Annotated in this window: 17 protein-coding genes; 4 read left to right on the forward strand and 13 right to left on the reverse strand. The window is 47.8% G+C overall.

All coding sequences use genetic code 11. The annotated features are described in order from the left end of the window. Position 1: 1 nt before the first annotated feature. The 4 genes from JAO78_RS05990 to JAO78_RS06005 all read right to left on the reverse strand — a co-directional run bounded on the left by JAO78_RS05990 (position 2) and on the right by JAO78_RS06005 (position 8,170). A complete protein-coding gene (locus JAO78_RS05990; RefSeq protein WP_226750454.1) occupies positions 2–3,220 on the reverse strand; it encodes a DEAD/DEAH box helicase in 3,219 nt (1,072 codons plus the stop codon). 163 nt (positions 3,221–3,383) lie between these two features. After that, the gene (locus JAO78_RS05995; RefSeq protein WP_226750455.1) at positions 3,384–5,033 is read right to left on the reverse strand and encodes a type IV pilus assembly protein FimV; all 1,650 of its coding nucleotides are present in this window, start codon (positions 5,031–5,033) and stop codon (positions 3,384–3,386) included. A 49-nt stretch (positions 5,034–5,082) separates the two neighbouring features. Continuing rightward, on the reverse strand, positions 5,083–5,886 hold the full coding sequence (locus tag JAO78_RS06000) for an outer membrane lipoprotein-sorting protein (RefSeq protein WP_226750456.1): 804 nt from the start codon (positions 5,884–5,886) through the stop codon (positions 5,083–5,085). Continuing rightward, positions 5,876–8,170 (reverse strand): efflux RND transporter permease subunit, encoded by a 2,295-nt coding sequence (locus tag JAO78_RS06005; protein ID WP_226750457.1) that lies wholly within the window; start codon positions 8,168–8,170, stop codon positions 5,876–5,878. Before JAO78_RS06005 ends, JAO78_RS06000 begins: the two co-directional genes overlap by 11 nt. 166 nt (positions 8,171–8,336) lie before the next feature. Here JAO78_RS06005 and JAO78_RS06010 point away from each other — a divergent pair, with 166 nt between their 5' ends. Next, positions 8,337–9,839: a YifB family Mg chelatase-like AAA ATPase gene (locus JAO78_RS06010; RefSeq protein ID WP_226750458.1), complete on the forward strand. Its 1,503-nt coding sequence runs from the start codon at positions 8,337–8,339 to the stop codon at positions 9,837–9,839. Between the two features lie 36 nt (positions 9,840–9,875). On the opposite strand, the gene pyrC is transcribed toward JAO78_RS06010, so the two are convergent. Further along, entirely contained in the window at positions 9,876–10,907 is a 1,032-nt protein-coding gene (pyrC, locus tag JAO78_RS06015; protein WP_226750459.1) for a dihydroorotase, read from the reverse strand. 167 nt (positions 10,908–11,074) lie between these two features. Between pyrC and JAO78_RS06020 the strand changes: the two genes are divergently transcribed. Then, the gene (locus JAO78_RS06020; RefSeq protein ID WP_226750460.1) at positions 11,075–11,227 is read left to right on the forward strand and encodes a hypothetical protein; all 153 of its coding nucleotides are present in this window, start codon (positions 11,075–11,077) and stop codon (positions 11,225–11,227) included. Here JAO78_RS06020 and JAO78_RS06025 read toward each other — a convergent pair. Then, positions 11,224–12,408 (reverse strand): multidrug effflux MFS transporter, encoded by a 1,185-nt coding sequence (locus tag JAO78_RS06025; RefSeq protein WP_226750461.1) that lies wholly within the window; start codon positions 12,406–12,408, stop codon positions 11,224–11,226. The two genes, JAO78_RS06020 and JAO78_RS06025, sit on opposite strands and share 4 nt — an antisense overlap. A gap of 213 nt (positions 12,409–12,621) precedes the next feature. Between JAO78_RS06025 and JAO78_RS06030 the strand changes: the two genes are divergently transcribed. After that, complete coding sequence (locus tag JAO78_RS06030) at positions 12,622–13,653, forward strand: LacI family DNA-binding transcriptional regulator (RefSeq protein ID WP_226750462.1); 1,032 nt, start codon at positions 12,622–12,624, stop codon at positions 13,651–13,653. Here JAO78_RS06030 and dauA read toward each other — a convergent pair. From dauA to JAO78_RS06045, 3 genes are all read right to left on the reverse strand, one after another. Next, positions 13,626–15,386 (reverse strand): C4-dicarboxylic acid transporter DauA, encoded by a 1,761-nt coding sequence (gene dauA / locus JAO78_RS06035; RefSeq protein ID WP_226750463.1) that lies wholly within the window; start codon positions 15,384–15,386, stop codon positions 13,626–13,628. The two genes, JAO78_RS06030 and dauA, sit on opposite strands and share 28 nt — an antisense overlap. Positions 15,387–15,565: 179 nt before the next feature. Next, complete coding sequence (locus tag JAO78_RS06040) at positions 15,566–16,099, reverse strand: cytochrome b (protein ID WP_226750464.1); 534 nt, start codon at positions 16,097–16,099, stop codon at positions 15,566–15,568. Next, entirely contained in the window at positions 16,092–17,093 is a 1,002-nt protein-coding gene (locus JAO78_RS06045) for a catalase family peroxidase (protein WP_226750465.1), read from the reverse strand. Before JAO78_RS06045 ends, JAO78_RS06040 begins: the two co-directional genes overlap by 8 nt. Before the next feature lie 86 nt (positions 17,094–17,179). Between JAO78_RS06045 and JAO78_RS06050 the strand changes: the two genes are divergently transcribed. Next, positions 17,180–17,674 (forward strand): MarR family winged helix-turn-helix transcriptional regulator, encoded by a 495-nt coding sequence (locus tag JAO78_RS06050; RefSeq protein WP_226750466.1) that lies wholly within the window; start codon positions 17,180–17,182, stop codon positions 17,672–17,674. 102 nt (positions 17,675–17,776) lie between these two features. Here the strand turns inward: JAO78_RS06050 and JAO78_RS06055 are convergent, their stop codons facing one another. The 4 genes from JAO78_RS06055 to JAO78_RS06070 form a co-directional block, all read right to left on the reverse strand. Further along, the gene (locus tag JAO78_RS06055) at positions 17,777–19,051 is read right to left on the reverse strand and encodes a hypothetical protein (RefSeq protein ID WP_226750467.1); all 1,275 of its coding nucleotides are present in this window, start codon (positions 19,049–19,051) and stop codon (positions 17,777–17,779) included. A gap of 354 nt (positions 19,052–19,405) precedes the next feature. Then, a complete protein-coding gene (locus JAO78_RS06060) occupies positions 19,406–21,121 on the reverse strand; it encodes an alpha-amylase family glycosyl hydrolase (protein WP_226750468.1) in 1,716 nt (571 codons plus the stop codon). A gap of 3 nt (positions 21,122–21,124) precedes the next feature. Next, positions 21,125–22,621, reverse strand: coding sequence for an MFS transporter (locus tag JAO78_RS06065; RefSeq protein WP_226750469.1), 1,497 nt, complete (start codon positions 22,619–22,621; stop codon positions 21,125–21,127). A 171-nt stretch (positions 22,622–22,792) separates the two neighbouring features. Then, complete coding sequence (locus tag JAO78_RS06070; RefSeq protein WP_226750470.1) at positions 22,793–23,650, reverse strand: LysR substrate-binding domain-containing protein; 858 nt, start codon at positions 23,648–23,650, stop codon at positions 22,793–22,795. Positions 23,651–23,726 lie beyond the last annotated feature (76 nt).

The following is a 23,726-nucleotide window of genomic DNA, read 5'->3' on the forward strand; positions in this document are numbered from 1 at the left end:
CTTAATCGGCCGTAAACAGCGCCAGCAAGTCTTCGGCTTGGCCTTGCCATACTTGGCCTTTGCCACCACCCAGTAACTGATCCGATAAGCCCTGCTTATACTGCTGTAATTTTTGTACTTTTTCTTCAACGGTATTACGGGCAATCAGCTTGTATACAAACACCACTTTGTCTTGACCAATGCGATGCGCCCGATCGGTCGCTTGGTTTTCAGCAGCGGGGTTCCACCATGGATCGTAATGAATCACCGTATCGGCGGCGGTTAAATTCAACCCTGTGCCACCGGCTTTTAGGCTGATTAAAAATACTTCCGTTTCACCGTTTTGGAAGGCATCAATTTGTTGTTGTCGTTGTTTGGTTTGCCCCGTTAATTTACTGTAGCTAATGCCCATGTATTGCAGTTCTTGCTCGATTAAATGCAGCATGCTGGCAAATTGACTAAACAGTAGCACCCGCCGCCCTTCTTCAATCATTTCGGGCAGGTTTTCTCTTAACCAGCTGAGCTTGGCGTTGTGCTTCACTAATTGCGCTTGTTCAATGGGTACTAAACGCGCATCACAACAGGCTTGGCGCAGTTTTAGTAACGCATCTAAGAACTCAATTTGGCTGGCCGCCACACCTTTGCGCAAAAACAGCTCTCGTACCTTGGTTTCCATAATTAAGCGAATGCTTTCGTACAGATTACGTTGATCGGCTTCTAACTCAAGTAACTGCAAAATCTCGTTTTTTTCAGGCAGCTCAGTGGCCACTTGGCTTTTACTGCGGCGCAGCATAAAGGGCGCGATTTTTTGTTTTAACACCTGAGCACGTTCGGTATCCGCATGCTTTTCTATCGGCTTACGATACACCTGATTAAAATGCGCTTCGGTACCCAGTAAGCCCGGTAACACAAAATCAAATAACGACTTTAACTCGCCTAAATGGTTCTCTAACGGCGTACCCGATAACGCTAAACTAAATTCACGTTTTAACGCCCGCACACTTTGCGCCGCCTGACTGCCCGCATTTTTAATATGCTGCGCCTCATCCAGTATCACTAAACTAAATTCGCGCTGGCGATATAAATGCAGATCGCGCACTAACAATGGGTAGCTAGTAACAATAACGTCAAAGTCATCCATTTGCTCGAACAACGGCCGACGTTTAGCGCCGTAAAGCTGCAGCAAAGATAAGTCAGGTGTAAAGCGAGCGGCTTCGTTTTGCCAATTGCCTAATAACGACGTGGGGCAAACAATTAATGCCGGCTTTTTTAAACGCCCTTGTTGTTTTTCATACAACATAAAGCTGAGCGCTTGTAAGGTTTTACCCAGGCCCATATCATCGGCTAACACGCCACCTAAACCAAAGCAGCGTAAAAACACCAGCCAGTTAAAACCCTGCTGCTGATAAGCGCGCAACACGGCATTTAAGCCGCTAGGCAAGGCCACTTCTTCTATACCTTGGAAATTATGCAGTTGCTCACTTAACCGAGTTAAACGGTTAGCATTTAAATATTGAATCTCAGCTGCACCAGGCGGGGGTAAGATGGCGGCCTTATAATCGGGTAACTCCAAGGTTAACGGCGACTTTTGTAAATTGAGTAATTCAACGATGGTATCAATCAGCGGCTGAATTAATTGCATCGGCAGGGCTAATTTGCCCTGTGGCAAACTAAGCCAAATGGTTTGGCCACTCACCGGTAAACCATATTGCCGCAACCATTGGCTGATTAACGGTAATAACGGCACTTGCTGGCCATTCACATCAACTTGGATACCTAATTCAAAGCCACTTTGCTTACCATCTTGTACTTGCAAATACGGCGTGGCATCGAGGATCTGCAAATTAAAATCGGCAGCTTTCTCTACCTGCCAGCCTTGCTGTTGCAAGGTATCAAGCTCTGCCAATAACGGCTGCCATAACTCTGGGTTATCTGGGCCATCGCCAACATCAAAAGCAGCTAAACGTTCAGCAGGCGGGGCAAGCTCGCAACTAACTAATCCCAGTGCTAACAATTGCTCTAGTGCTGCCACTTCGTTTTCACGTTGGCGTTTAATAAACAAGGTTTGATCTGGCAAGCTGATTTCGGTTTGCGCTTGTTTTAAATCGAGTGGTAACCGCTGCCCAGCATAATCAAAATACAATAAGGCGGTGGGTCGTGCCGCTGCATTTGCTTGTTGCACACGCATTTGTAACGCTAACACCGGAGTGGGGGCAACCGTCACTTGCTGCACGGCAACACCCTTAGGTACAGGCAAGCTCACTTCTTTAAATAACTGCTGTAATTGCCCCAACCGCGATGATAATTGTTTAAGTGGGATCACCGGCATTTTGGCTAAGAGTTTAAGCTCGCGCGCACTTAAAGGCGTGTTAACTTCGCCTAGCGAATAATGATCGGTATTTAAGTAACACAGCGGTTCAGTAAAAATAAGATGGTTGGCTTCATCATCAGCAATTTGCCAGTGCAGTCGCTGGCCATTTTCGTGCTCTTGCCAATATAGCGACAAATCCTTTGGCTCTTGCCAGGTTAATTCATGCCGAGCCTCACCAAAAAAACAGCGGCCGGTGGCGAAAAAGGCCTGCAGTAACTCATAGCCCCAACGACCTTCTAACACATGCTGATCTTGTGGGTTATGCGAGCGAAACACCGTAAGCAAACGATAGTCTTCGGCACTGAGCCAGCTTGGCGGTTGCGGTGCCACCAGATCGTATTTTCCTAAAGGCTGACCTTTACTATAGCCACCCTTTTTCAAAATTTTCACCCGCCGCGGATACAATTGTAAGCCACTGTGACCGTAGCTCAGCAGATACAGCATGGTATCTTCAACTATTTCTTTGTTGGGTGCTTGCTGTTGTTCCACCTCGGCAAACCAATTATCGACCTGCAGCATAGGTAATTGCTTAACCCGTAATTGTTGCTGCGCATAATCACGCTTTAAGCGTAATAACACCGCCAACACATGCTTGCAGCGAAAACCAACAGGGCAGCTACAACGCGCTTCTAATTGCCAACGACCATGATGCTGTTCTAAAGACAAATGTTGCCGATAAGGCGCAAAGCCCGCTCCCCATACTTGGGCACTGATCTCACTTAAATCATCATTGTATTCGAGCTTCAACACCTTACCGGCCTGCAAATAGGCTTTCGCGCGGTGCATAGTGGCAGTGTCAAACCATTGCGTCAGGTTCGCATCGCTTAGCGGGAATAAATTGGTGTCTTCACCTTTGGTGTGATCAGTCAAATTGCTCGGCTCACTTTACATTGCACTTAGGCAACACGCCCAAAAGATGGGCGCAAACAAAAGCTCTATGCTACCGCAAACGCCGAGCAGACCAAAGCACTGCCGACAGAAATAGGCACTTTTTCAATGTTCTGTTAGCAGGCAGGCTTGGTTGAGGTCTGTTTTAGAAGTAATAGCTCAATTGCAGAGATAAATAGTCATCGCGTTGTAACCAATACAGCGGATCGTTGATTTGCTCACTTTGAAATAACCAGGCATTAATGCTTAAGCGCAGGCTATCGGTTAAACGCCGTGAACCTTCCAGTTTTATACTGCGGCTTTGACGTTCATCTAAATCTTGTAAAACGCCGACCAAGAAACTAGAACCGGCCACATCATTCAGCGCTAAGCGCCAGCCGATGAACAGATCATTTTGCCCCGGCATACTGGCTGTTTGGCCGCGACTGTCATACTGATATTCGACAATCCAGCCGAGATCCCACACCTGTTGTAGCACACCATATTGGGTAAACTCAAAACCCGCAGTGGCAGCGGCATATTCATCCACTCCTAAGCGCCGATAAATCGACTCCATTTTCCATATCCAATCGCCCTGCACCCATTGCAAATCGAGCCCATACTGCTCCATTTGATAATACAATGGCTGTAACTCACCGCTTACAGTGGGTTGCAATAAGGGTTCGCGGCTGGTGCCGCTAAAAAAGCTTAAACCGACATCTAAACCCGAAAAACGATGGGCGTATCGTAAGGCAACGTCGAGGTTATTTTGAGCTTTGGACGACTCATACCAGGCTAAATCATGATTTACCGCTAACGGCGCAGCTAAACGGCCCGCTAAACCGGGAAATTGCCGCTCACGAAAGTAAGGTAAAACGTAGATATCTAAGGTACCCGCGCCAGCACTGCGACGCAGGGCAAGCATCGGTTGCCCTAACTTAGCCTCTAGCTCAACGCCGGCGGTCACATCCGTTTGGTTAATTACGTCAACTAAATGCTGTGACTCACTAACGCCCCAAAAAATGGTGTCTAAACCTACTTTTACTTCCCAACCCTCTTGCACATATCGCCAATAGGCTTGTTGAAAATCAATAAGATGGCTTTCACTGTCGCGTTGATGCCAACGTAAGTAAGGCTCTAAATTAACACTGTGCTGCCGACTGGCGTCTTCATAAGACCATTGGCCACGATAACTCAGCATGCTGTGCTGTTTGCTACTGGGCTGCAAGCCGCTTTGGCTAAACATGCGCTGCGTAAAGTCCAGTTCATGTTGCCAACGCCAACTACCCTGTGACTTGGGCGCAGGGGCTATTGCTGCAGTTCGAGCAGAAGTATTAGCCGTAGCACTGCTGTTATTTGTGGGTAAGGTGGCGCGAGCAGGCGCTGCGCTGCTCACCGCTGTAGCGGATGGTATTGTGGCCGTAGGGGGGCTTACTGGGCTAACAGCAGCACGGCTAGTACTTGCCATAACCTCAGGGTTAGCCGCAGTGGCAGCGCGTTTCGGTTCAGCTATCGCTTTGCCTGGCAACGCTTGACGGGCTAATTGTTGTTGATACCACTGCGCGGCAAAGGTCACGTCGGTGGCTAACATTTGTGCTTTGTTAGGCACGGTTAATTCCGCACCTTTTAAAAGATAATTAACATTGTTATCGCGAAACGCTTTTGGATTTTGCTGCCATAAAGCATACATCACTTGCGCCATGCTAACTTGCTCATCCGGCCTAGCCGCAAGCGCCAAACGCCATAGTGTGCTCTCAGCCGTTATGGCATCTGGTGTCGCTGCGTGTAGCGTTAAGCTACCCGTAAGTAAGGCCACAGCGCAGCAAAGGTTTGCGATGGTATGTTTCATAGGCAATAACGCACGCTTAACGCGCTCGCTCCAAAGCACTTACATCAAAATCGGCAGCAGTACGGCCGGTTTGAAAACGCATACTTTCTAACAACAACTCGGTGCTTTTACCGGTTTGTTGGTTCTCCATTACCAAGCGATGTGGCCGCCAAAACTTATCTAAATACAGCTGATAATCGTAGGTGGTTAAGGTTTTTAATAGACTATCTTTACGATCATAATATTCTGCGCGCTGTACCCGATAATGCTCAGTATCTACCCAAACCAAAATTTTGCTGTAACCCGAAAAACTGTCTGTTGGTGTTTGCTCTACCACAAAACACTGTAATTGCTCAGCACAGGCTTCGTCACGCAGATAACGGAAACTGAATTTCTCTAATTCAAAACTGGTCATATCTTCATAAGCAAACTCACTGGCCATAAAAGGGCCAGATTTATTACGACTGGCAATACGCCGCGTGCGTTTAACGCTGGGTAAATATAACCACTGTTCATCTTCAGCCGTGGGGTGAGCATGGGTTAAAAAAGCGGAACCGCGCACATCCATGGGTTCATCAAAAATGGTCAGCGACTTATCACCATCACCTTGCACTTCAAGGGCTAAAGCCCGCATCCGCCTTACACTTTCACGGCCTTGGGCATTACGTAAGGTCATCTGCAGTTCGCTTTCACTGTCACCCCAGCCGCGATCACGCATTTTTTGTTCTTTTGCAATTTGTAAGCCTTTGGCTTGCGCTTCATCTTGCGCCGCCACCGGCGTCCAAGGTGCACACAGCATCGCAGCGAACAACAGGCTGCGAGATGTTAGATTATTTAGCATGCTTAGCTCTCCCAAATTTGCCAACTTGTAACAGGACGGCGGGTAAAAATAATAAATCGATGATCAGTGCCACCAAAATAATGCTAGATGTCAGCAAGCCCATATCGAAATTCAAACGGAAGCTCGACAACATCAACACCGCAAAACCACTGACCAGTACCAAGGTGGTGATCCAGAGCGCGCGGCCAACACTGTGAAAAGCAAAGCGCACGGCTTGTTCGTTATCTTGGCCCTCTTTGCGGGCATAGCGATACTTGGTTAAGAAGTGCACCGTATCATCAACAATAATACCGAGGCTCATACCGGCGACCACTGACAACGCCAAGTTCACTTCGCCAACTAATAAACCCCACAAACCAAAACCAATTATTGCCGGCACTAAGTTTGTTAATAAACTTATTAAACCTAGCCGCCAAGAACGCAACGTAAACAGCAATAATAACGAAATTAACACCAACGCTGCCGGTAAGGTTTTCAGCATAGACGCCATATTGCGCTCGCCAATATGAGCGAACATTAGGGCTGCACTGGCAGCCGATAGCTGGTATTCCGGCCATTGCTCGGCAAAATGCGCTAAGGCACGCTCTTCTAAAGCAATTAACTCTTTGCTGCCTAAATTGTATAAGGTGGCACTTAACCGCGTGGCACTTTTATCAATGTTTAACTGGTTATTTAAATCAAGACCAAAAGGTAAGGACATTTCATACAATAAGATATATTGCGCCGCTTCTTCGGTGGAATGGGGTAAACGGTAATAGGCCGGGTCATCCTGATGCATATTCCGATTGAGCTTTTTCAGAATATCGGTGAAAGTGTTTACGTGCATCACTTCCGGTTGCTCAACTAACCAGTCACTAAACTGTGCCACGGCCAACAGCATTTCTGGTTGATAAACCGCGCCTTCCCCGTCGCCCTTCACTTCAAAATCCATCAAAGTAAAGCCACTGAGGTTCTCTTCTAAAAAGTCATTCGATTGACGAAATGACGTACTGGTAGAGAAATACTCATTGGGCTCGTCATTCACTTTATTTAAGGTTAATAAACCTGAACACACGATAGTAATGGCAATAAAGCCAAACATGATCGGCCGCTGCCAGCGGATCACGAACAGCGCCAGTTTATCCATGGCATTCAGGCCGCTTTCAACATGGTCCGGCTCATGAAACGGTAAGGCATTCATTAATAATGGTAGTAAGGTCAGGCTGAAAATACACGCCAATACCACACCAATGGCGGTTAAATTACCCAGATCACGTAAGATCGGCACTTCCGAGAAATTCAGGGTTAAAAAACCAATAGCGGTCGTGACACTGGTTATCACTACCGGTAACCAATTACGCTCTAAACTGTACTGAATGGCTTGCTGCTTACTTTTCCCTTCGCTCATCGCAAATTGCATTCCGGCCAGTAAATGCACCGAATCAGCCACCGCTAAAGTCATTAAAATGGTCGGCACGTTCACCGTGGCGGTACTCATAAAAATACCGAGCCAACCGGCTATACCTAAGGTACTGACTACCGAAACAATCAAGATGATGATGGTCACTAATGAGGCATAAAACGAGCGGAAAAGCCAAGCCAGCATTAACGCGATCACCAACAACATCATGGGTACTAAGCGCTTCACATCGGCTTCAGCTTCTGAGGCAAAAGCATAGTTCATGGCAATAATGCCAGTGTGGTAAAACTCGACGTCGGGATACTGTGCAGCAAATTGGTCCGTCAGCGCCATCACCGCCGACCAAATTTCATCTACCTGCGCTTGCCCAGTAGGTTCGGGTAATTGCACCGTAATATTGATTGCTGTCACTGCCCCATCGGCGGCAATTAATCGATCACGAATAATCGGCTCGTTTAAGGCAATGTCGCGAATACGAGCTAACTCGGCATCATCCAAGGTGCGTTCGGCACTCACCAGATCCTGCACCCGCAAATCATCATCTTCAGCTTCGGTATGTTGAAAATTACTAATTGAATCAATACGAATAGAGTAAGGTGTTTGCCAAGCGGCATTGGTAAAGTCTTGCACTAATTGCAGCACATCGGCTTGAAACACATTACGATCTTTTGGTGCAATACCAATCAGCACATTGTCACTTTTATTAAACTCTTGCTGCATTTGTTCAAAGGCTTGCAGCTGCGGATTATCCGGCCCAAAGAAAATGCGGTAATCGCCACGAAAATACAGTTGATTTAAACCGGCACTAAACAGAGCAATAATCAACAACAGCGCAGATAACACCGACCAAGGATGGCGTAAAACAAAAGGACGGGATGAGGTCATGCAGCGAGCTCCGAGGCTTTTTTATTTTAAATGTTGTACTTCAGTGTACACCCTAATTATCGGCCGATGATTACAAGCCATGAATATTTTTCTTTTTGCACACCTCGCTTGCAAATAATTTACAATTAAATAAACTTATTTTATGTCTGCTTGCTCTGGGTGCATTATGTCACTGGCCATTATTTATAGTCGGGCACGTTATGCCTTAGCCGCGCCGTTGGTAACGGTCGAGGTTCATCTCAGTAATGGTTTACCGGCTTTTCAATTAGTCGGCTTGCCGGAAACCTCGGTGAAAGAAGCCAAAGATCGGGTTCGTAGCGCGTTAATTAACAGCGGCTTCAACTTTCCAGATAAACGCATTACCGTTAATTTAGCCCCTGCCGACTTACCCAAAGAAGGTGGCCGTTTTGATTTAGCTATTGCGCTGGGCATTATTGTCGCCTCGGCGCAATTGCCTGAAAACTGCACCGCGAATTACGAGTTTTGTGGTGAATTAGCCCTTTCGGGTGAGATCAGACCGGTGCTGGGCGAGATCCCGTTAGCCATCGCTTGTCGTGATGCAGGCCGTGCCGCCGTGTTACCCATGGCCAATGCCCAACAAGCTTGTTTAATCCCTGATGCACAAATTCATGGCGCTGAGCACCTATTGCAAGTACATAGTTTTTTATTAGCACAACAACCGCTGCCCGCCATACCGCCTCTGCCGCCGCAACCACTTAAAACGCAAGCTGATATGGCCGATGTTAAAGGTCAGTCTCAAGCCAAACGTGTGCTAGAAATTGCCGCGGCAGGTGAGCATAACTTATTGATGTTTGGCCCTGCTGGCACCGGAAAATCGATGTTGGCACAACGTCTCGCCAGTATTTTACCGCCACTCACCGAACAAGAAGCGCTAGCCACCGCGGCGCTTTATTCTATTGCCGGTCAACCGCGTGACCAACAAAGCTGGCTACAACGGCCCTATCGCGCGCCGCATCATACCGCCTCAGCCGTGGCTTTAGTGGGCGGCGGCTCAGTACCGCGACCTGGCGAGATTTCTTTAGCGCATCATGGTGTGTTATTTTTGGATGAGCTGACCGAGTTTCCCAGAAAAGTGTTAGATGTATTACGCGAACCCCTAGAAACCGCGCATATTCATGTTTCCCGCGCTGCACGCCAAGCGGAATTTCCAGCTCAATTTCAATTAGTCAGCGCTTTAAACCCCAGCCCCACCGGCCATCACGAAGATGGTCGCAGTAGCCATGAACAAGTATTACGGTATCTGAACCGTTTATCTGGGCCTTTTTTAGAGCGAATCGAATTACAAATTGAAGTACCGCTGCTGCCCGCCGGCACGCTCAGTAACCAACACGCTGAAGAAAGCAGTGAGCAAGTACGGCAGCGAGTGATTGCGGCCAGAAATATTCAACTAACCCGTCAAGGCAAAGCGAATGCGCGGCTACAAGGCGGCGAATTAATGCAGCATTGTCGGCTTAGCGACGTAGATAGTCAGTTTTTAGAAGAGACATTACAGCGCTTAAAGTTGTCAGCACGTAGCTTTCATAAGCTACTTAAGGTGGCAAGGACCATTGCCGACTTACAACAAAGCCCACAGATTAGCCGACCGCATTTGTTAGAGGCGATCAGCTATCGGGCACTGGAGAGATTAATCCAATATCTAAAACAGTAGCCCGGTAGGCTAAAACGTTATGCCAAAAATAGCGGTTTAAACTAAACGCCAATGCAGCATTTCACCGGCAAAAAATGGCACGATCGGCTGGCCATTCGCCAAGGTTATTTCGGTCGGTACCTGCCACTGTTGTTTTTGTAAGGTGATGCTGCCGCTATTGCGCGGTAAACCGTAAAAATCTGCGCCATAATGGCTGGCAAAACCTTCTAGCTTGTCTAGGCAACCCAATTCATCAAACACCTGGGCATACAACTCAATGGCGCTGTGAGCACTGTAACAACCGGCACAGCCACAAGCTGACTCTTTGCGATGCTTTTCATGCGGCGCAGAGTCTGTACCCAGGAAAAACTTACTCGAGCCACTCGCCACCGCAGCGCGCAAGGCTTCTTGATGGGTACGACGCTTTAAAACCGGTAAGCAATAATTATGCGGTCGCACGCCACCTACTAATAAATCGTTGCGGTTTAATAATAAATGTTGTGGTGTGATGGTCGCGGCCACATTTGCAGAAGCTTCCGCTACAAAGGTTGCGGCATCAGCCGTGGTAATATGCTCGAACACCACCTTTAATTGTGGTAAACGTGTAACGATATGTTGCAAATAGCGGTCAATAAACACTTTTTCACGGTCGAAAATATCAATATCGTGATCAGTCACCTCACCGTGGATCAACAGCAACATGCCCACTTCGGCCATGGCTTCAAACACCGGATAAAGCGCATCAAGTGCTGCGACACCCGAGGTAGAGTTAGTTGTTGCTCCAGCCGGATATAATTTAGCCGCCACCACGCCCGCCGCTTTCGCTTCAATAATATCTTGCTTGCTGGTTTTATCGGTTAAATACAATGTCACTAAGGGTTGAAACTCACTGCCCGCAGGTCTTGCCGCGAGAATACGCTCGCGATAAGCCATCGCTTGCGCTGCGGTGGTCACGGGCGGTACTAAGTTAGGCATAACAATAGCGCGACGAAAGACCCGAGCCGTGGCCGGAACAGTTTCTAACAGCATATCACCGTCGCGAAAATGCAGATGCCAATCATCAGGGGTTTGAATGGTTAAAGTGGTCATTAGAATGCTCCGGCAGGATGTCAAAAGTGCCTTATGATAGCAGGGAAGCAGAAATGAAGAAATTACCCAGGTGGTTTTTCAAGCCGCACTGCGACTTTTCTCAGGCATTGCTTTAGTCACTGCGTCGGCTCTGCTACACTATTTTTTAGCAAATGAAGGAGCCCACCATGTCAGAATTTGATTTCGATTTAGATCATTTAGATTTCGCAGCCGCCGAAGACTCTGTCGCAGCCACGCAAGCCGCCGTAGCCGCTGCCGAAAGCGAGCCACAATTTGGCGATGACGATGACGAGTGCAGTGGCGGTGCTTGTAAAATTTAAGCTCCCTGTAGGCGCAATTGATAAAAACGCGTTAATTGCGCCACTAAGATACACATCGTGCCCGCCAGCATCAACAATGAAAACGGCAATGCCGTACCATTGTAAAATACCCCTAATAAAGGCCCTGCCAGTGCGCCTATGCCAAAACGCAACGTACCAATCACCGCAGTGGCGGTGCCGCTATGCTCTGGAAACTTCATTAAAATCATCGCATCGGCATTAGTGGCCATTAGCCCTAAACTGGCCATTAACGGGGCAATACTCAGTACCGTGTACCACAGCCCTAAACCCAGATAATTAAATACACTAAGCAGCGACGCACAGCACAAAGCCAACACCAAACCGACACCTAACATGCGTTGCGGCCCTTGCCGGGTAACCAGGCGGCTGTTAATAAAGTTGGCAAGCATTAACGCCGACACATTAAGCGCAAATAACACCGCGAATAGCTGCTCACTCACGCCAAAGTAACTGATATAAATAAAGGATACAGCCGTTAAAAACGTAAAAAAGCTAAAAGAGGCAAACATCGAAGTCGCAATATCTGGCCATGCTGCTTTATTAGCAAAAACTTGCCGATAACCACTAAAAAAAGCAGGTTTTACCACATCGTCTGGCCGTGTAATCTCAGGCAAAAAACGCCAACTTAAGCCCACCAATAACAACGCATAACCGGCTAACACCGCAAAAATAACTTGCCAGTTTGCCAACACCATAATGCCACTGCCCAGCGCTGGAGCAATTAATGGCGCCAGCATCATAATCATAGATACATAAGACATACCCTTAGCAGTATTTTGCTGATATAAATGCCGCACGATGCCAGGGATCACCACGGTTGCAGCCGCACCACAAAAAGCTTGAGCAGCGCGCCAGACTAAAAAGCTTTCGATACTGCTAACAATACTGAGCATAATACTACTCAGTAAAAACCCACAAAGCCCCGCTAGCGCTAAAGGGCGACGCCCCAGCATGTCGGCTAAGGGCCCAAACAGCAGCATGCCTAAGGCATAAGCAGCCAAATAGATACTGAGCGATTGCTGTACCAAGGCCATAGAGGTGTTGAGATCGGTCACCATGGTTTGCATAGCGGGCAAATACATGTCGATTGCTAAAGGGGTAATAGCAATTACGGACGCGAGTAGCATAATCAGCCACAGCGAAGGGGTTGGCGCTTTCATTTGAGGTACCTCCAGAGGAGTGGCATAGTACCTTTACAACACGATGCTGACTAGCAGGTTTTTTCGTAAGAACAAGCGCTTATTCACCTAAAATACCGTATTGTCGACAGATTTAGACTGCGTTGAATCTTCTGCCAATAAGCTCTATTATGATGGGGGTTTGTTGAATCTGACACGCTGCAGTGTTTTGACGGTAACCGCATTGAGTAACGCATGAAAGAAAAAGCTACGTCTTTTGATATCGCCTATTTAGCTGGAGTGTCGCAATCTACCGTTTCTCGGGCATTACGCAATAGCCCGCAAGTGAATCAAGAAACGCGCGAAAAGGTACAGGCGATTGCCCGCCAGCTTAATTATAAGGTCGATAAAAACGCCAGCAACCTGCGTAAACAACGCAGTAGCACGCTCGCGTTGCTGTTATTTGAAGATCCCACCACCGATGAATCCCTGATTAATCCGTTTTTTCTGTCAATGCTGGGTAGCATCACCCGTGCCTGTGCCAAACGCGGCCAAGATCTGCTCGTGTCTTTTCAACAACTCAGTAACGACTGGCATGCCGATTATGAAGACAGTAAAAAAGCCGATGGCATTATATTGCTTGGTTACGGCGACTATGTAGATTACGAAGAAAAATTAGCCAAGCTGTTAGCGCAAGAAACCCACTTTGTTTGCTGGGGTGCCGAAGTATTGGGCCATCCGGAATTTACTATTCGCAGTAACAATTGGCAGGGCGGCAAATTAGCCGGCGCGCATTTAATTTCCACCGGCCATCGTAACTTTGCCTTTATTGGTAACGCCTCTGAAGGCAGCCCAGAGTTTAGTGCTCGTTATCAAGGTTTTATTGAGGCGTTAGGCAGTGCTGGCATTAACGCTGCGGATGTGCCGCACCATGATGCGATCTCCACCGAAAGCGCCGGTGACCTCGCCACCGAGCAACTGTTAAAAAGTGGTCAGCCGGTCGATGCCATTTTTTGCGCGAGCGATTTAATCGCCATTGGTGTGATCCGCTGCTTAAAACGCAACGGCATTCGTGTTCCGGAACAAATTGCCGTGATGGGCTTTGATGATATCCCTGCCGCCTCTTTTGCCTCGCCCGGTTTAAGTACGATCCAGCAAGACACCAGCAAAGCCGGAGAAATGCTCGTCAATAACCTGATGAACCTGATTACCAACCAACCGATCACCGATAACCTGATTGAACCTAAGCTGGTGATCCGTCAATCTTGCGGTGCCACGTCGGCTTGAGTTGCCCGCTCAGCAGATGGCGGCAACGCCTCTAGCGCTTCACGTAACGTGGCATAAAAGGTTAGCCGACCGGGTTCTGCCACTATCCCCGCTTTCGCTAAGGTTTTTAATGGCTGAAATTGCAAGTCGGCAATAAGCAATTCAATATTGTTCGTCTGACAACTGTGTCGCAGTTTTTCTAAAGCCGCCAAGCCACCGGCATCTAATAACGTAACGCCATCCATATACAACACTAAACCACACTGCTTTTCAGCTAACAGCGCAATTTCTGCAAAAATACGATCGGCGGCGGCAAAAAACAGTGGGCCACTAATTTTTAAGACTTTCCAACCCGCGGGTAAGGGTTGGCTAATATGCTTACGACTTGCCGAGATGTCCGTGACTTTGGTCATGGCGGCGATATCTTTCATAAACAAGATTGTTGCTAACAGGATGCCCGTGGTAATAGCCAGCACCATATCAAAAATAACGGTTAGCGACAGACACACCAAGAAAACCCAAACATCACTGCGCGGCGCAGTTTTTAATAAATGCAGTGCCTTGGGTGCTTCACTCATGCCCCACGCCACCATCACCAATAATGCGGCCAAAGCCGCCATGGGCATATAAGCCAGCACAGGGGTTAACAATAATAAAGCCAGTAATACCACCAGCGCATGGATCATCGCAGAGATGGGTGATTGCGCGCCAGCATTAAAGTTCGCGGCCGAGCGAGCCAGCGCCGCTGTCGCGGTAATCCCCCCGAAAAAAGGTGTAATAATATTACCGATACCTTGCCCCATTAATTCGCTATTTGCACTATGCCGTTGGCCACTACTGTTATCCAATACCACCGCACACAATAACGACTCAATCGCGCCAAGCATGGCAATGGCAAAGGCGGCGGCCAGCAGATCTTTTGCCAATTGCCAACTAAAACTCAGCGCTACACCCTCAGGCCCTGGGCGATCCCAAGGCCAATCAAAATAAGGTAAATACGCCGGCACGCCGGCAGCGACAGCACCATCTTCTGCTATATAAGTAAACCGCGAGGCAATAGTGGGCACATCTGCGCCGAATTGCAGCAATAACAACCCTAGCAAGGTGCCGATAAACAATGCTGGTAAATGGGGTGGAATGGGTGTGTGAAGTCGGCGCCAACCTAGCATAACGGCTAAGGTCACTACCGCCACCAGCAAGCTAGGCCAAGCGGTTTGGGGTAAGGCTTGTGCTAACACTAAAATTTTATCGCCAAAATGCTCGGGTAAAGCGGCTAACGGTAACCCCAAAAAGTCTTTGACCTGCAAAATGACAATAACAATGGCAATACCCGAGGTAAAACCTAAGGTGACTGATTCAGGGATATATTCAATTAAACGGCCTAAGCGCAGTAAGGCCATAGCGACCAGCAACAAGCCAGATAGCACAGAGGCGATTAGTAGCCCGCTTAAACCGTATTTTACGGCAATGGGGTATAGGATCACCACAAAGGCGGCGGTGGGTCCAGAAATGCTATAACGCGAGCCACCGGTTAGCGCAATCACAAAACCAGCGATAATAGCCGTATACAGGCCGTATTGCGGCGGCACACCCGATGCGATCGCCAACGCCATAGCCAGTGGAATGGCAATAATGCCCACGGTAACGCCGGCTAACAGATCTTTGAATAATTTTTGCCGCGTGTAACCTTCAGCCAAACTCTCGCGTAGCGCATGACCAATACGCAAAGAAAACAAATGGGCGCGATGAGACAAAACAGACTCCGCTGATCTGGCCTAAACAATACATCACTATAGCGCAGCAATTTTGCTTAACCTATGCACTTTTAGTCTCAGATGGCATAGTAAAAAACACTTTTAACTGCCGCTTAACGCAAAAACGCTGTTCGAAAACAGCGTTTAGATTCAATTAGGTGCATTGAGTCGCGATGGCTTTATGTTGATTTTTTTAGCATGCTCGCCAGTACCCCATCGCGTTTAATGAAACCATGCTGCAATGCTGCGCTGATATGCAGAGTAATTAACAGCATCAGTAGCAAACTGGCCCAGCCATGCAGTTCGCGTAAAAAGCCATAATGGGCTAAATCAGTTGCTAACAGCATCGGCAAACTGACATCGAACAGCACCACCGGCAATCCAGCAGCATTTTGCATTAAATAACCCGACAGCGGCATTAACACCAACAACAAATAAAAAGCCAAATGGGTGAATTTCGCGGCCCACTTTTGCCACAAAGGCAGTGAGCTGGGTAAAGCCGGAACCTGCGTAGTCAACCGCAGATACATGCGCAGCAATACGGCACAAGCCGCGACTAAACCAGCCATTTTATGCCACGTAAGCAATTGTTGCTGCCAAGCCCCTAATGCACTGACCATCGTTAAGCCAGCCAACAATAAAGATAAGACTAATGCGGCCATCAGCCAGTGCATCAAGCGCATAGCTAACGAGTACATTGCCGGATTATTCATGCTGATCCCCTACTACTGATTGCACTAATACTTCTCGCGCTCGGCGCCGATGTGACTCGGCATAAGCAGCAGCGCGCGCACGTAAAATTGGATCGGCAGTTGGCGCAACACCACGAGGTAACACTAAAGGGTCAAAATTAAGCGCATTACAATTCCCGTCTAACTGCTCTGTCGCCTGATGGATCTGCAGTGTTCCCGCACTTATTTGTACATTACTGTCAGGCCATAATACCGTCGCGTTATTTTCATCATCCGCGTCAGTACCAAGGGTAAATTGCCAGTCAAAGCTCACCATGCCCGCATTTAAGCGCGCAAAAAATTCTTTTTGCAGGGCATCAGCATCTGTTTCATCTAACTCACTACTGATTGTCGACGTTAACATCGGCACTGCAGCCCATTTCACGGCTTGCTGCTGACCTGCCGCCTTCTGCAAATAAAAGGCGTTAATACTGTGATAGCGTTCACTGGCAAAGCTACTGCTGGCTTGATAGGTTGAGCGCCATTTTACAAACGCCTGACTCTCTGGATGCTCGGCAAAAAATTGCGGTACACTATTATTTTGAATGGCTTGCAGCTGCAGATAAAACTTCTCTGGTGTTCCTACCGCTAGCACCGGTGGGGTGTTCATTGCTATGCGCCATTGCTGTGCGGTTTCGGGCAACAAGGTGATGGCAAAACTGCGTACCGGTGCTTTTAAATCAGGCGCCAGCGGATTATTACCAGCAATCGAAAATCGACCAATAAACGGATAACGCCCGGCTTGCAACACCGCAGCACTTGAAAAAGGCGCTAACGCGCCGCTGGAAATAAAATCACCGGCTACACAAAACCCTTTCGCATGCGCGCGGCGAAAACCGGCATGCGCTGTTGAACCTTGCTGTAAATCAACAAAATCTTGCGCACTGAGTGCATTACCCGTGCCCAAATTAGCGGCCAATAAAAATGCCGCGCTAACACTGCCCACTAGCGCGGCCACCATAAAATAAGCTCGCATATTGTCACGTCCCCAACATTTATCTTGAACTCAAGATAAAGCAAAGGTATCTTGAACTCAAGATAAATTTAACATAGCGATACATAATGGACGAACTCGATCGGATCCAGCAGGCTTGGGCCACTGAAATGCCCACATTGAATACCGACAGCATGGCGCTGATTGGTCGTTTGCAGATTCTGCATAAACGTTTAACCAACGCCATGTCACCGAATTTCCGGCAGTACGGCTTAACAGATGCTGGCTTTGATGTGCTGGCCACCTTACGTCGTAGCGGTATACCCTATCAACTCACACCCAATCAGCTACTTGGGCAAACTTTAATTACCTCAGGTTCATTAACTAGCCGCTTACAGTCATTAGAAAAACAAGGATTTGTCAGCCGTCACCCTGCCGCAGCAGACAAACGCAGTATTGTGGTAAGCCTAACGGAAAGCGGTAAAAAAGTGATCGAGCAACTGCTGGTCAAGCATGTCGAGACGCAACAGCAGCTGCTCAGCGGTTTAAGTGCGCACGAACAACAGCAGCTAATTTCGTTAATGCGCAACTGGCTTAATGTGACTACCGAGCAAGATCTCTGAGTCTGGTCCAACCTGTACCGGAGTGTGGTCGGACTAGTAGTCGGTAAAAAATGAGCATCTGCGCTGTTATCAACAACAATGCGCAGTTACCCACTCTGCTCGTTAGGGATTAGAGCAAGGTTTTAACGTTGTAAAAGTGAGATTGTGACAAACTTCATCGGTTCCGCCACCCGTATTTGTACAAGCTCGATAGGTTATCTGTTGCTCACACAAGGTGGCCATGCCAGAACCAAAATCATAATCGTATGGCATACCTTGCGGTCCCTCGCCTACAAAGTCAGTATCTCCTGGTGACAAATCGTTTATATATTTAGCTAAGCAACTATCCTGTATATATTGGATATTTAATGATGAACCGCCACTGGCATGCCCTGTAATATCACGAACGGAATAGCCATCGATCACAGAGGTTGCTGGGTTTAAATCGAAGATCAAATCCAACTGGTTCAACTGTGTACCTTTAGTGTTAAAGTTACCTGCATAGCTAACCTTGTATTGAATGTAGTTGTTTGGATTTGCCGGTTCACAACGCTCACCAAACCAAGAAGAACTGCAAATCTGCGCCCCAACTGGGCTAATGTATGGCGTCTGTTCAATATAGGTTTTATCCACTGTGACAGAGTGGGTGCTTTGTACATTAAAACCTGTGCCTATACTGATCGTCATGCCTCTAGTGATTGAGTTTCCTGTTGTTTCAAGCGTCGTTGTATATTGACGCCAACTCTTCCTGCCCATACTGTCTATGATTGCATTTCGCATGTCATCTTTAAGCCTTTTCTTATTTTCGAGAGAACTAAATAAATGCGCTGCAGCAGAGTTTTTGCAGGTTGCGTCTGGGGAACTTACGGTATTGTTTGTTAACATCGAGTATTGATTTGAACTAGCCGCACTTGATTCAGCCGCATTGAATAGCCCACTCGCTGGGTCTAATGAAGAAGACAAGCCACTTGCCATGTAGGTATTGTTGAACTCTTCAACAGCGGAATAAAAAGTGCTGTGGATATCAAAATAAGCTGTTATGATTTCGTGATCTAAATCAGATAAAGGCAAGCTCATCACATAGCCAGACTCACCCGCATTGGGATTATGTGTTTTTACTCTGAATTTAAAGGCAACTCGAGTCTCTGGATTAGCAACGAGTAACTCTTTAGTGGGGGCATAACAATTTGAATTATTCAACCAATACTCAACATCAGCCACGCCTGTCTCTGGATTAATCCCACTTTCACACTGCAGTAAAGGTGCCTGTGACTCGGCAATTTGTTGCATACCCAATACACTGCAAGTATCACAAGCAAATAGTTTCATAGCCTCACTGGCAGAGACTGCTGCAGAACTTACTGCAAAAAATACGACAAAGAATACATATTTGAACATTTGAATTTCCCTATAAAAACTTGTTCAAAAGACAAGCTACCCCCCCCTCACATAAAGTCAACTATTTATTACATAAAAAACATTTAAGTTAAATCTTTATAATTTCCTTGTTTTAATAAATAAAAGTCCGAGCCGTCTTCGAGTGTGGCCAAACCAGTGTCTAAGTGCGGTCATACCAGTACCGGAGTGTGGTCGGACCGGTGTCTGAGTGCGGTCGGACCAGTACCAGAGTGTGGTCTGACCGGTGTTGGTTGGTTGAGTACGAAGATCAGCAGCGATGTGGCATAGCGGGTAGTGACAAAAAACCACGGTATGCTTTTTGATACCGTGGTTGCTAAGGTTTGACAATACGGGTTAGGGTGTTTGCAAAATCAGCAGGCCATACGCTGCCAGCATGTTGCCTTGCAAATCAAAAGCCCAATTGGCGGTTTGCTCGGTGTTTAACAGCATACTGATGTCTTGTGCAGAGTCGCTAAGATTAAACACAAAACGGGTTTTGCTGCCGTTTAACTCGCGCTCTATGTGCAATATACCATTAGCCAATTCAGTGACCTGATAACTGCCGGCCAGCTTCAGCTCTGGCCGCTGTTTTTTCTGGGCGATGAGCCACTGATATAAACTCCACACAGAGTCAGGCTGCGCTTGTTGCTCGGCAACGGTGCTGCCGCCTTGTGCTAATTGCTGTTGTAAAAACGCCGGCCACCAATTTTCAAATTGTTGGGTAAATAACTCGGCTTGCTCTACCCAGCTCAGGGTCGCTGGCGTAAAACCGCCTTGCGTTTGCGTTGACCAAAGCATTGGCGCGCGTTTATAAACATCGTGGCCAGTATCCGCCTGCGTTAAACCAATTTCTTCGCCGTAATAAATATACTTAGTACCTGGTGAGCTAAACAACATCGCCGCGGCTAACTTGGCTTTTTGCTGGGTAATTTTTGGCTCTGCTGCCAGCTGATAGGCTACTCGCTCTTGATCATGATTGGTTAAAAACGGCGAGAAAAACGCCAGTGGTGCAGCAGATTGCTGACGGCGTTGCAGATTTTCTTGTAAAGGATGCAACTCGCCGCTTTGTGTACCACTGATGGTGCCAAATTGCGCCTCATTACCGGTAGTAGGCAGCAACTGCCCTAAGATTTTATAACCCACTTCAAAATCAAAGCCTTGATCTAAGCCCTCGCCATTGCCCCAATATTCGGCGGCCACCGGAATATCGACCCAAGCTTCACCCACTAGGTAGGCTTCCGGGTTCACGCTTTTCACATAAGCATTAAAGTCGCGCCAATAATCGATAGTCTCAGGCAGATCGGCTTGACCTTCAGGGCCAGTTTCCATCACAAAGCGCACTGCATCTAACCGAAAACCGGCTACGCCTTTATCCAGCCAAAACTTCGCCATCTTTTTCATTTCAGCCACCACATCGGGGTGCTGCAAATTTAAATCAGGCTGCGTTGCACCAAAGGCCGCATAGTAATATTCACCCCGGCGCGCGTCGAAATGCCACACGGCTTCGGGTTTATCCGACTGATCCCAGGCATAGCCCCAGCCTTCACCTTTGGCGGGTAAGTCTTTACGCCAGACAAAGTAATCACGATAAGGCGCAACACCTTCAGCCGATAACCGGAACCATTCGTGCTCACGCGAGATATGGTTAATCACCAAATCGAGAATCACCTTCATGCCTTTGTCATCGGCCGCTTGAATAAAGGTTTCAAACTCGGCCATCGAGCCGTAATCAGTTTCTACCTGGTAAAACTCGGTAAAGTCATAACCATGATAAGACGGCGCTTCAAACATGGGCGTTAACCAAATGGCATCGATACCGAGTTCTTGTAGATAAGGCAGTTTGGCAGTCATGCCATTAAAATCGCCATGGCCATCGCCATTGGTATCGTAAAAGCTGCGGGGCCAAATTTGATAGAACACCGCATCTTGCCACCAGGGCGCGTCTGCTGTTGCTGGGCTTAGCGTGGTGGCGGCTGGCACAGCACTGTCGTGACTCGCTTGCTGAGGAGCTGGCTTACAACCGCTTAGCGCCAGCGCTAACATCAAACAACTTAAGGACGTTTTAAGCATCAGTTACTCCTGTACCAAATCAGTTTTCACACGTAGCACATACAGCGCCGCAATAATGTAACTTACCCCGCCAATCGCCAACGCATAAATAGCTTGCCCTTGGAAAAAGTAGCCGACCAAACTTCCCAAAATGGCCGCAGCCAGCAGCTGTGGTAGCACGATAAAGATATTAAACATGCCCATATACACCCCCATTTTATTGGCTGGCAGGCAGTTGGAGAGCATCGCATAAGGAAGTGATAATATGGATGCCCAAGCGATACCAATACCAATCATCGGGATCCAGAGTAAGGCCGGATCCTTAATAAAGAAAAAGGCGAATAGCCCTAAAGCGCCACAGCATAAATTAATCGCGTGTGCCTTTTGTGTGCTGGTAGCTTTAACTAACAGCGGGATCAGTAGGGCCGCAATTGCCGCAAAACCGTTGTAAACCGCAAATAGCACACCAACCCAATCGGCACCATCGTTATAAGCGACCGATGTGGTGTCCGTGGTGCCATAGTGATAACTGGTGACCGCCGCCGTGGTATAGATCCACATGGCAAATAACGGAAACCATGAGAAAAACTGCACTATCGCCAATTGCCGCATGGTGCTTGGCATAGTAAATAAATCATCGACCAGTTGTACCAGCATATTGCGATTTTGCTGTTGCTTAAACCAGCTCGCCAGCCACTGTAATACCCCAAAGCTGGCGATAAGTGCGCCCAGTAAATACAGTTGCTTATCTAACTGTGCAGAAGCGACAGCAATCATTGCTGCCACACCCACTACCACCGCCACTGCGCCACTACGCCAGTAGTTTGCGGCAGGCGTTGCACGCTCAGCGACCGGCTGAGCCGCTTGTTCAGCCGCATCGAAGGCAGCTAATTGCGCAGGGCTATATTCTTTTGAGGAAATAATCGTCCAGCCAACTGAAAGAAATAATACGGCACCACCGGCATAGAACGAAAACACCACCGAGTCAGGGATCAACCCCTCTGCCGCCGTATTCGACACACCAAACCAATTGCTCATCATCCAGGGCAGCGCCGACGCCACCACGGCACCGACACCGATAAAGAACGATTGCATAGCAAAGCCGGTGGGGCGCTGCTGTTTATTGAGGTTGTCGCCGACAAAAGCGCGAAACGGTTCCATCGTGACATTGATGGCCGCATCTAATAGCCACAACATCCCTGCAGCAATCCACAAGCTTGGTGAATTGGGCATAAAAAACAATGCCGCGGTGGTGGCCAGTGCACCGTATAAAAAGAAGGGCCGACGCCGACCTAATTTAGTCCACGTTTTATCACTGAAATGGCCGATAATCGGTTGTACCAACAAGCCCGTTAACGGTGCGGCAATCCACAGGATAGGAATTTGATCCATATCTGCGCCCAACGTTTGGAAAATTCGGCTAACATTGCCATTTTGTAAGGCAAAACCGAATTGGATACCGAAAAATCCAAAACACATGTTCCAGATCTGCCAAAAGCTGAGGTTCGGCTTAGTTTGCATAAGTATGTTCTCTATCGTCGCGGTTGTTATTATTGTTACCCACTCGGTTGGCCACAGCCGCCAAAATGGGTAGAAAACCTGTCAGCCTGATTGATACCGCCATTTGTTTGCGACTACAAGATGAATACGTATTCAATGCGCCAAAAGTGTGCAAGCCAACCCATCCGTTATTCAAGGCTGACACAGCGCAATAAATTGCCGTGCTAACACCGAATGGTACTTTTGTTTATGCCAAACTAACTGCAATTGTCGCGTAAAAGGCGTCGGTAAGGTAATTTTCGCCAGCCGTCCATAGTGCAAACGATCAGCGGCCGCGGCGGCAGAAATAAAGCTCAACCCCAGCCCAGCTTCAACAGCCTGCATGATCGCCTCTGGCGAGTTAAATTCGGTAATCGCCGTGATCGTCGGCAAATGTGGGGCAAGATAGCGGTCAAACTGCGCTCGACTGCCCGAGTGCGCCTCGCGTAACACCCAGCTTTGCTGTTGTAAGGCGTGATAGTGGTGCACTGTTGTTCCGGCGAGCGGATGGTCGGCTTTGGCAATAATATACATTTCGTCTTGCCGCCACGGTTGGGTGATCAGATCTGGGAAAGGGTTATCTCCTTCGATCAGCGCTAAATCAAGTTCAAACTGCAGCACTTGCTGACACAGCGTATAGGTATTATCGATACTGACTTTAAATTGCCCTGGCGCTAATTGGCTCAATAAGCGGGGTAATAAATAATTACCAATGGTTTGGCTTGCCCCTAAGCTCAGTTGGCCTTGTGGTGTGTTTTGCTGGAATAAATGTTCAATGTCTGACACTCTGGCCAAAATTTCATCGGCTAACGGCTGTAATAAGCGCCCTTGTTCATTGAGTTTTAAGCGCGGGTGTACCCGATCAAACAGCGGCGCACCTAGTTGCGCTTCTAATTCACTTAAGGCCTGCGAAACCGCCGCCTTACTTAAATACAGTACGTTCGCCGCACTGCTTAAATTCCCCAACCGAGCAATACAACTAAATACCTGCAGCTTTCGAATAGCAATCATGTTCGGTTTATCCTAACGCTATGTTAAAAACGTTCAGATATGCTAAAGCAAAAGTGAGCGCTATCCTAGCGTCATT

The organism is Alishewanella maricola (genome assembly GCF_016343785.1).
GTDB classification, from domain to species: Bacteria; Pseudomonadota; Gammaproteobacteria; order Enterobacterales; family Alteromonadaceae; genus Alishewanella; species Alishewanella maricola.